Here is an 8,888-nt window from a genome sequence, read left to right on the forward strand (position 1 = left end):
GCCGGGGGCCGGCATCCGCGCGCCGGGCGCGGACTACGCGTGGCCGCTGCACCCCGCGCCGCAGGTCGGGACCCCGTTCCGCCGCCCGACGTTCCGCTACGGGACGGGCCACCGGGGCGCGGACCTCGTCGCCGCGCCCGGGCAGGCGGTGCTGGCCGCGCGGGAGGGCGTCGTCGTGTTCGCGGGGCCGGTCGCCGGGCGCGGGGTCGTCTCGGTCGACCATCCGGACGGGCTGCGCACCACCTACGAGCCGGTCACCGCCGCCGTCGCCGTCGGGGCGCGGGTGGCCGCCGGTGACCCGCTGGGCGTGCTCGGCCCCGGGCACGCGGGCTGCCCGGACACGGCCTGCCTGCACTGGGGCGTGCGGCGCGGGAAGGTCGACTACCTGGACCCGCTCGTGCTCCTGCGTCCCGCCCGGCTGCGGCTGCTGCCGTGGGAGGGGATCGATCCGTGAGGCCCCGCCCGGTCCTGCCGGGCCTTGGAGGTCCAGTGGCCCGGCGGCTCGGCGGGGAACGGGCTCACCCGGCCAGCGACTGCTCCAGACGTCCGCGCAGGCGGGCCACCATCCGGCCGTGCAGCTGGCACACCCGGGACTCGGTCACCCCGAGCACGGTGCCGATCTCGGCCAGGGTCCGGTTCTCCAGGTAGTACAGGTGCAGCACCAGACGGTCCCGGTCCCCGAGCTGGGCGACCGCGGCCCAGAGCTCACGGGCGGTCTCGCGGTGCACCGCGGCGAGCACCGGATCCGGTGCCCCGTGGTCCACCAGCAGGTCCGCGACCCCACCGCCGCCGGGCAGGTCGTCGTCGAGCCGGTCGGCGCTGATCACATGCACCGGCCGGGTGGCCAGGCGCAGCTCGCGCAGCCCGATCCGCAGCTCGGCCGCCAGCTCCCGGTCGGTGGCGGCCCGCCCCAGCCGCAGCTGCACCGCCTCGCGGGCCCGCTCGACCTCGCGGCTGCGGGCACGCACCGTCCGCGGCACCCAGTCCTGCGCGCGCAGCTCGTCGAGCATCGCGCCGCGCACCCGTTGCGCGGCGTAGCCCTCGAACCGCACCGCACGCGCCGGGTCGAACCGGTCGATCGCCTCCATCAGCCCGAACGTCCCGGACTGCACGAGGTCGGCCAGTTCGATCGACGACGGCAGGCGCACCGCCAGCTTCATCCCGACGCCGCGGACCAATGGTCCGTAGTGCTCGATCAGGCTCTGCCGCGCCGCTCGGCCCGCACGCTGCAGGAACGCCCGCCACAGCGGTACCGCATCGGCGTCGACCACCTCGATCAGGTGATCCTCGGCGGTCTCGGGCGTGTCGCCGCTCCGGGAGGAGACCAGGACCATCCGCGCCGGCCCGGGCGGGGCGACGGCACCGGCCCCTGCGGGGGCAGCACCGGGCCCGTGTCCGGGCGGGTCGGCGACCGGCGTGAGCCACGGTGCCGCGGACGGTGCCGGGGAAGACTCGGCAGCGGCGGGCTCGGGGGCCGGGACCGCGGTCGGAACGGCAGCCGGGGCGGGTGCCGCGACCTGGCCGTTCGCCCTGTCCAGCACCGACGCGAGGACCGCCGGGAACGTCCTGTCCAGGCAGGAGGCCGGTGCCGGCGCCTCACGCCCGGGGGTGGGCCTGCTCATGAACCACCTTCAGCCGATCGACCGTGACATGTGTGTAGATCTGAGTCGTCGACAGCGTAGCGTGACCGAGTAACTCCTGTACGTAACGAAGGTCGGCCCCGCCCTCGAGCAGATGGGTGGCCGCGGCGTGCCGCAGGCCGTGCGGTCCGGTGTCCGCGACGCCCGGCACTGCGCCGATCGCGCGATGCACGACGGTCCGGGCGACCCGGGGGTCCAGGCGCCCGCCACGGACGCCGAGCAGCAGCGCCGGGGGCGATTCGGCGGTCACCAGCGCCGGCCGCCCGCTCACCCGCCAGCGGTGCAGGACGCGTGCTGCCGGGACGCCGAACACGACGGTCCGCTCGCGGTCGCCCTTGCCCAGCACCCGCAGCGTACGGGTGCTCTCGTCGACGTCGTCCACGTCGAGGCCGCACAGCTCCCCGACCCGGATGCCGGTGGCGTAGAGCAGCTCCAGGACCAGCAGGTCACGCAGGGCCTCCGGGGTGTCCTCGGCCGCGCCGGAGGTCGCCGCGTCCAGCACCGCGGACGCCTGACCGGCGTCGAGCACCTCCGGCAGGACGGTGCCGGCGCGCGGGGAACCGAGCCGGACCGCCGGGTCGGTCACGAGACGTCCGGTCCGCACCGCCCAGGCTCCGAACGTGCGGGCGGCGGCGGCCCGCCGGGCCAGGGTGGCCCGTCCGGCCCCGGCCGCGTGGGTCTGCGTCAGACGCTCGCGCAGGTGCGCCAGGTCCAGCGCCGAGAGGGCGGGCAGGCCCCGGAGCAGGTCCGCCAGGTCCGACCGGTAGCCGCGGACGGTGTGCCGGGAGCGGCCGCGCTCGTGCGTGAGGTGCTCGGCGAACGCCTCGACCGCCGCAGCGACGTCCGTGGCCAGGGCGGGAACGTCCGTGGCCGGGGCGGGTTCGCTCATGTCGGCGACCCTGCGCGCACGCCGCGGCGTTATCAAGCACCGCCACGCCCGGCGTCATCGCCGGGCCGCCGGTGCCGGTCGTTGCCAGAGACCGTGGACGTACTCGGCCAGCCCCCGTTCCTCGAGCCCGATCAGCGCGGCCCGGACGGCCTCGGGCGCCAGCCCCGACTCCTCGGTCAGCCGCTCGACCGGCCACGCGGCCCGCGCGGGGAGCGCGTCGTGCACGGCCGCGGCGTCCGGGTCCAGGTCGTCGGTCGGACGCCGGGGCCGGTCCGGCGGTGCGGCCAGGTCCACTCCGAGGCGACCGATCGTCTCCAGCACGTGCGCCGGACGCCCGACGAGCTCCGCCCCGGCGCGGACCAGCTCGTGACAGCCGACCGACATCGCCGAGGTGACCGGTCCGGGCACCGCCATCACCGGGCGGCCCAGGGCCCGGGCGTCGGAGGCGGTGCGCTGCGAACCGCTGCGCGCGCCGGCCTCGACGACCACACAGCCTCCGCCCATCGCGGCGAGCAGGCGGTTGCGCACCAGGAACCGGTGCCGGGCCGGCACCGCACCGGGCGGGTACTCGCTGACGATCGCGCCGGCCGCGGCGATCCGTTCGAGCAGGGTCTCGTGCGCCGCGGGGTAGGCGCGGTCCGGGCCGCAGGCCAGCACGGCCAGGGTGGGCCCGCCCGCCGCGAGCGCGCCCCGGTGCGCGGCGGCGTCGATGCCGAACGCGGCGCCGGAGATCACGGTGACCCCGGCGCCGGCCAGCACGGACCCGAGCTCGGCGGCGGCGTGCGTGCCGTACCCGGTCGCGGCCCGCGATCCGACGATCGACACGGCCAGGTCGCAGAGGTCCGACAGGGCCCGGGTGCCGCGCACCCAGAGCGCGACCGGTGGAGCGAGCTCCGACTTCTCCAGCGCCCCCCGGGAGCCGAACGCGGTGAACGCCCAGGCCGGCCACTCCGCGTCCTCGGGGACGAGCAGCCGCGCCCCTGCGGCGTGGGCCGCCTCGAGATCGGCGTCGGCGCGGTCGTGTGCGCGGCGGGCCGCGACCTTGCCGACCAGCGGCCCGGAGATCTGACCGCGGCGGATCCGCTCGGCCGCCTCGACCGGCCCGCACTCGCGGACGAGGTCGACGACCTCCCGGCACGGTGGCTCGGCCACCCGCAGCAGGTAGGCACGGGCGCGCAGGACCTCGGCCGGGACCTCCTCGCGGCCGGCCGCGAGGCCCGTCGTCGTGGCGCTCATGCCGCACTCCGTTCCCGGAAGTACAGGGCTCCGGTGACCATGTCCCGGTCCGGCCGGTCGGCTCCCGCGATGTCGGCCATGGTCCAGGCGACCCGCAACGCCCGGTCGGCGCCGCGGGCCGACAGCTGTCCGGCCTCCATCCGTCTCTGCAGCGGCTCGATGACCGGCGCCGGCAGCGCGAAGCGGGTGCGCAGCACCGTGCCGGGGACGTCGCCGTTGCAGCGCCACCCGTAGCCCGACCACCGCTCGGCGGCGGCGTCACGGGCGTCGAGGACCCGTTTGCGCACCACCGCGGTGCACTCCCCCGGCTCGTCGGCTCCCGCGCCCAGGACGGTGACCGGGTGCATCGCCACCCGCAGGTCCACCCGGTCGAGCAACGGTCCGGAGAGCCGGCCGAAGTAGCGGCGGCGGACGTTCACCGGGCAGATGCAGTCCCGGTCGTTGGCCGGCGCGCAGGGACACCGGTTGGCCGCCAGCACCAGCTGGAACCGGGCCGGGTACCGGACGGTGCCCTCGGCCCGGGCCAGCCGGACCTCCCCCTCCTCCAGCGGGGTGCGCAGGGCGTCGAGCAGGTGTGGCGGCCAGTGCGGGGTCTCGTCGACGAACAGCACGCCCCGGTGCGCCAGCGACACCGCCCCGGGACGGGCGACCCGGCTACCGCCGCCGAGCAGTGCCGCCGCCGAGGCCGAGTGGTGCGGCGCGACGAACGGCGCGAGCGTGCTCAGCGGCGCGTCGGTGCCCAGGCGCCCGGCGACCGACCGGATCCCGGCCAGCTGCAACGCCTCCGTCCGGTCGAGCTCCGGCAGCAGGCCGACGATCCGCTGGGCCAGCATCGTCTTGCCGGTGCCGGGCGGGCCGACCATCAACATGTGGTGCCCGCCCGCCGCGGCGATCTCGAGGGCCCGGCGCGCGTCCGGCTGCCCGACGACGTCGGCGAGCTCGGGCATCTCCGGGCGCTCGGAGTCCGGGGGCGCCGGCTCCGGGCGGTCGAGTCCCACGTCGCCGTCCAGCCATCCCAGGACCTGGGACAACGAGTCCGCGCCGTACACGTCTAGGCCGTCGACCAGGGCGGCCTCGGGCAGCGCGGCCATCGGGACGACCACCCGGGCCAGCCCGGCCGCGCGGGCCGCCAGCAGGCAGGGCAGTACCCCGCGCACCGGGCGGATCCGCCCGTCCAGGGCGAGCTCGCCGAGCAGCGCCGTGCCGTCGAGCCGGTCCCGGCGCACCGCCCCCGCCGCGGCGAGCACCGCGCAGGCCAGAGCGGTGTCGAACCCGCTGCCGGTCTTGCGCAGGGTCGCCGGGGACAGCGCGAGGATGATCCGTTCGTTCGGCCAGTTCCGCCCGGAGTGCACGACCGCGGAGCGGACCCGGTCCTTGGACTCCTGCAATGACGCGTCCGGGAGACCGAGCAGGTGCACCCCGGGCATCCCGCCGCCGAGCGCGGCCTCGATCTCCACCGGGACGCCGTCGACGCCGTCCACCGCGACCGACCACACACGCGCGAGGCCGCCCATCAGAACGCCGCCGGGAAGTGGGCGATGGTGGTCTCGCGGCCCGGTGGCATCAGCACTGCCACGATGTCGAACCGGATCTCCACCCAGCCCACGTGGTGCACGGCCATCCAGGCCCGCGCCAGCCGCCGGATCCGGCGGGCCTTCCGTTCGGTGACCGCCTCCGCGGGTTCGCCGAACCCGACGCCGGAGCGGGTCTTCACCTCGCACACGACGAGCCGGTACTCGGGGTCGGTCGCGACGATGTCCAGCTCGCCCTCGCGGCACCGCCAGTTCCGCGACAGCACCACCATCCCGTGCGCGTCGCGCAGGTACTCGGCGGCGGTGTCCTCACCGCGCCGGCCCAGATCGTCCTTCGCTGCCATGGGAGCAACGATCGCGCCCACCGGCCCCGCCGCACCGGCGAATCGAGAACTGTGGATGCGCGCGACGGGTTGGGGACAATCCCGCCCGGGCGAACGGTCGCACCGGGCGAACCGTCGGTGGCCCGTGCTTCGATCAGGCCCCGAAGGTGTCGGTCTCCGGCAGCCGCAGGTCCGGCGTGTCCAGCTCCTCGATGTTGACGTCCTTGAACGTCACGACCCGCACGTTCTTCACGAACCGCGCCGGCCGGTACATGTCCCACACCCACGCGTCCGACATCCGGACCTCGAAGTAGACCTCGCCGTCGGCGTTGCGCGGGGCCACGTCGACGGAGTTCGCCAGGTAGAAGCGGCGCTCGGTCTCCACGACGTAGGAGAACTGGGCGACGATGTCGCGGTACTCCTTGTAGAGCGTGAGCTCCATCTCGGTCTCGTACTTCTCGAGATCCTCGGCGCTCACTGGCCTGCCCCTCCCGTGACGCTGTCCATCGGTTCGCGGAGACCGGCGAGCTCCGCCGGGTCCCCCTCGTCCACGTCGTCGGACGGGAAGGACCCGTCCACCTCCGACGCCGACCCATTGTGGACCAGCCCGGGCATACCGCCGCGCCCGGCCACCGCGGCCACGTTCGCGAACGAGAACCGGTGGTCGTCGCAGGGCCCGAGCGCGGTCAGCGCGGCCTCGTGCTCCGGGGTGCAGTAGCCCTTGTGCACGGCGAACCCGTAGCCCGGACGGACGCCGTCGAGCTCGACCATCAGGCGGTCCCGGGTCACCTTCGCCAGGACCGAGGCCGCGGCGACGCACGCCGCGACCCGGTCGCCCTTGGGCACGGCCAGGGCCGGGCGTCCGAAGCCGCGCACCGCGAACCCGTCGGTGAGCACGTAGCCCGGTGGCGCGGACAGCCCCGCCACGGCCCGGCGCATGCCCTCGATGTTGGCGATGTGCACCCCGCGCCGGTCGACCTCGGGCGAGGGTATGACCACCACGGCGAGGTCGACGGCGCGGCGCGCGATCACCTCGAACCACCGGTCCCGGGCGGCCGCGGTGAGCAGCTTGGAGTCGGTCAGCCCGTCGAGCGCCTTCGCGTCCGACGGGCGCAGCACGCACGCCGCGACGACGAGCGGCCCGGCGCTCGCACCGCGCCCGGCCTCGTCGACCCCGGCGACCGGGCCGAGCCCGTAGCGCTGCAGGGTCGTCTGCAACGTCCAGCTGCCGGAGTCGCGCACGACCGCACGCGGCGGACGCAGCGACCCGGGCAGGAGCTGGGCGGGCCTGCGTGGGCGGCGCGCCGGCATCCGGCGCGGCCGCGGGGTGGGAACCGGCACCGCTCTCCCGGTCAGGATCTCGTGCGCCACCGGTTCCGGCGGCGCGTCACGGGCAGGAACCGCTCGTCCTCGGCACGGTGGCGCAGGCTGCGCCGCCTGCTCAGGGCGAACGGGAAGGTCCCCATCATGCCGAGCGCCAGCGGCGCCCCGGCCGGGAGCCCACCGGGAGCGGTGGTCCCCTCCGGCCCCATGGCGGTCTGGGTGGTCGTCTGCGGGTCGATCGCGTCGACCCAGCCGAACCGGTCGAACGGCAGCACGATCAGGCGCACCTTGCCGATCACGTTCTCCTCCGGCACCGGGCCGTGCCCGGACGCCCGCGAGTCGGCCGAGTTGTTGCGCGAGTCGCCCATCATCCACATCTCGCCGTCGGGCACCGTGATCGGCCCGAACGGGATCTGCCGGGCCGGGCCGGCCTCGGGCAGGTAGTAGATGTAGGGCTCGTCGAGCGGCTGCCCGTCGACCATCACCTGGTTGAGCGCGTCGCAGCAGGCCACGGTCTGGCCTCCGACGGCGATCACCCGCTTGACGAAGTCCTTCTCGTCCGGCGGGGACAGCCCGACCAGCGAGCCCGCCATCTGCAGCCCCTGCATCAGCGCGTTCGACGGCGGCTCGACCTCGAACTCCGAGTCCGACCAGCTGTCCGGGCCACGGAACACCACGACGTCACCGGGCTTGATGTCGGTGAAGTTGTAGGTGACCTTGTCGACCAGCACCCGGTCGTTCGTGCAGCCGGTGCAGCCGTGCAGCGTCGTCTCCATCGACCCGGACGGGATGACGAAGACCTTGGCCACGAACGTCGAGATCAGGAACGTGAGGACCAGCGCCACGCCGACCAGCAGCGGCAGCTCCTTCCAGAACGACATCGGCTTCTTGCCGCCGCCCTCGTCGTCGCCACCGCCACCGCCGGACTTCTTGCGGCCCGATGTCAGCGCCGCGAGCTTCCCCGCGATCCCGGCCGGTCCGCTGCGCTTCCCCGCGCGCGGACCGTCGGCGTCACCGGTGGTCGTGGACCCCTCCTCGTCCGCCCCGGGGGAGCCGGCGAGCGCCGCGGCGCCGCCGTCCCCGGGGGCGCCGTCCCCGGGGCCGGGCCGCACGGGGTCGCGTGCCCGCGCCGTGCCGTCCTCGTCGGTCGGCCCGGCCGGCGGCTCGTGCGCGCGGCCACGGCCACGCGCAGGCGCGGCGCGGTGGCGCCGCGACGGCAATGCGGTCGTGTCCTGTGTCGCGACACCGGCGTCCGCGTCCGCGACGTCGGGTGCCCCCACACCGGAACCAGCAACACCGGAACTCACAACGCCGGGGTTCACAGCCCCGGGGCTCACAGCGCCGGGAACGGCGGTGGCCGGGTTCGCGGCCTCCGGGGCCGACGGCCGACGGACCGGATCGGCGTCGCGGCGCACGCGTGACGTGCGGTCGCCGACGGGGCGCCCGTCCTCGGGGCGTCCGTCCGGGCGTCCCTCCGGACGTCGCGGGGCGGCCGCGCCGGGTCGGCCGTAGCCTCCGGCCGGTCCACCGTGCTCGGCGCGCGACGGCGCGCCGCGCGGATCGCCGGAGTCGGGCCGGGTACGGCGCGGGTCCGGCGCGTCAGCGGGGTACGGCGCGTCACCGGGGTACGGCGCGTCACCGAGGTACGGCGCGTCACCGGGGTAAGAGGGCTGGGGCCGGCCACGCCGCCGGGCCGGCTCGTCACCGGTGTACTCGGCCGGTTCGGGCGCGCGGCGACGACCGGTCGGCTCGTCCGGACGCGCGGGCGGCAGCACGGGCTCCGCGACGCGGCGACGCGGCGGGGGCCCTTCCGAGGGCCGCGGGTCCGCGGCGCGGCGGTGTGCGGTGGGCTCGTCGGGGTAGGGCCGCTGGTCGTACGCGGGGTCCTGCATGCGGCGGCGGCCGGTGCGGCCGGCCCCGTTCTGCTCCGCGGGCGGTCGCGCCT

The 8,888-nt window shown here is 76.1% G+C and carries 9 protein-coding genes; 1 reads left to right on the forward strand and 8 read right to left on the reverse strand.

Features of this window, described 5'->3' with window-relative positions:
• The coding region (locus tag I4I78_RS26095) for a M23 family metallopeptidase (protein ID WP_226380455.1) at positions 1–454 on the forward strand (454 nt) is incomplete at its 5' end.
• A gap of 64 nt (positions 455–518) precedes the next feature.
• Here I4I78_RS26095 and I4I78_RS26100 read toward each other — a convergent pair.
• The 8 genes from I4I78_RS26100 to lepB form a co-directional block, all read right to left on the reverse strand.
• Entirely contained in the window at positions 519–1,622 is a 1,104-nt protein-coding gene (locus tag I4I78_RS26100; RefSeq protein ID WP_218614143.1) for a FliA/WhiG family RNA polymerase sigma factor, read from the reverse strand.
• Positions 1,597–2,529 (reverse strand): tyrosine-type recombinase/integrase, encoded by a 933-nt coding sequence (locus I4I78_RS26105; protein WP_218614144.1) that lies wholly within the window; start codon positions 2,527–2,529, stop codon positions 1,597–1,599. Before I4I78_RS26105 ends, I4I78_RS26100 begins: the two co-directional genes overlap by 26 nt.
• A gap of 54 nt (positions 2,530–2,583) precedes the next feature.
• Positions 2,584–3,765 carry a DNA-processing protein DprA gene (gene dprA, locus I4I78_RS26110; protein ID WP_218614145.1) on the reverse strand — a complete coding sequence of 394 codons (1,182 nt, stop codon included), beginning with the start codon at positions 3,763–3,765 and terminating at the stop codon, positions 2,584–2,586.
• Positions 3,762–5,279, reverse strand: a complete 1,518-nt coding sequence (locus I4I78_RS26115) for a YifB family Mg chelatase-like AAA ATPase (protein ID WP_218614146.1) — start codon at positions 5,277–5,279, stop codon at positions 3,762–3,764. The genes dprA and I4I78_RS26115 overlap by 4 nt, the downstream gene beginning before the upstream one ends.
• On the reverse strand, positions 5,279–5,641 hold the full coding sequence (locus tag I4I78_RS26120) for a YraN family protein (protein ID WP_218614147.1): 363 nt from the start codon (positions 5,639–5,641) through the stop codon (positions 5,279–5,281). The genes I4I78_RS26115 and I4I78_RS26120 overlap by 1 nt, the downstream gene beginning before the upstream one ends.
• Before the next feature lie 133 nt (positions 5,642–5,774).
• Positions 5,775–6,098, reverse strand: coding sequence for a DUF2469 domain-containing protein (locus tag I4I78_RS26125; protein WP_218614148.1), 324 nt, complete (start codon positions 6,096–6,098; stop codon positions 5,775–5,777).
• On the reverse strand, positions 6,095–6,931 hold the full coding sequence (locus tag I4I78_RS26130; protein ID WP_218614150.1) for a ribonuclease HII: 837 nt from the start codon (positions 6,929–6,931) through the stop codon (positions 6,095–6,097). Before I4I78_RS26130 ends, I4I78_RS26125 begins: the two co-directional genes overlap by 4 nt.
• Before the next feature lie 41 nt (positions 6,932–6,972).
• Positions 6,973–8,888 (reverse strand): signal peptidase I (gene lepB / locus I4I78_RS33980; RefSeq protein ID WP_308252360.1); only part of this gene is annotated, 1,916 nt, incomplete at its 5' end.

The sequence above is a fragment of the Pseudonocardia sp. KRD291 genome (assembly GCF_019263595.1).
Taxonomy (GTDB): Bacteria; Actinomycetota; Actinomycetes; order Mycobacteriales; family Pseudonocardiaceae; genus Pseudonocardia.

Bases quoted from the DNA above. Each gene is read 5' to 3' on its own strand.
- I4I78_RS26100 (WP_218614143.1), bottom strand. From the start codon at position 1,622: ATGAGCAGGCCCACCCCCGGGCGTGAGGCGCCGGCACCGGCCTCCTGC.
- I4I78_RS26105 (WP_218614144.1), bottom strand. From the start codon at position 2,529: ATGAGCGAACCCGCCCCGGCCACGGACGTTCCCGCCCTGGCCACGGAC.
- dprA (WP_218614145.1), bottom strand. From the start codon at position 3,765: ATGAGCGCCACGACGACGGGCCTCGCGGCCGGCCGCGAGGAGGTCCCG.
- I4I78_RS26115 (WP_218614146.1), bottom strand. From the start codon at position 5,279: ATGGGCGGCCTCGCGCGTGTGTGGTCGGTCGCGGTGGACGGCGTCGAC.
- I4I78_RS26120 (WP_218614147.1), bottom strand. From the start codon at position 5,641: ATGGCAGCGAAGGACGATCTGGGCCGGCGCGGTGAGGACACCGCCGCC.
- I4I78_RS26130 (WP_218614150.1), bottom strand. From the start codon at position 6,931: ATGCCGGCGCGCCGCCCACGCAGGCCCGCCCAGCTCCTGCCCGGGTCG.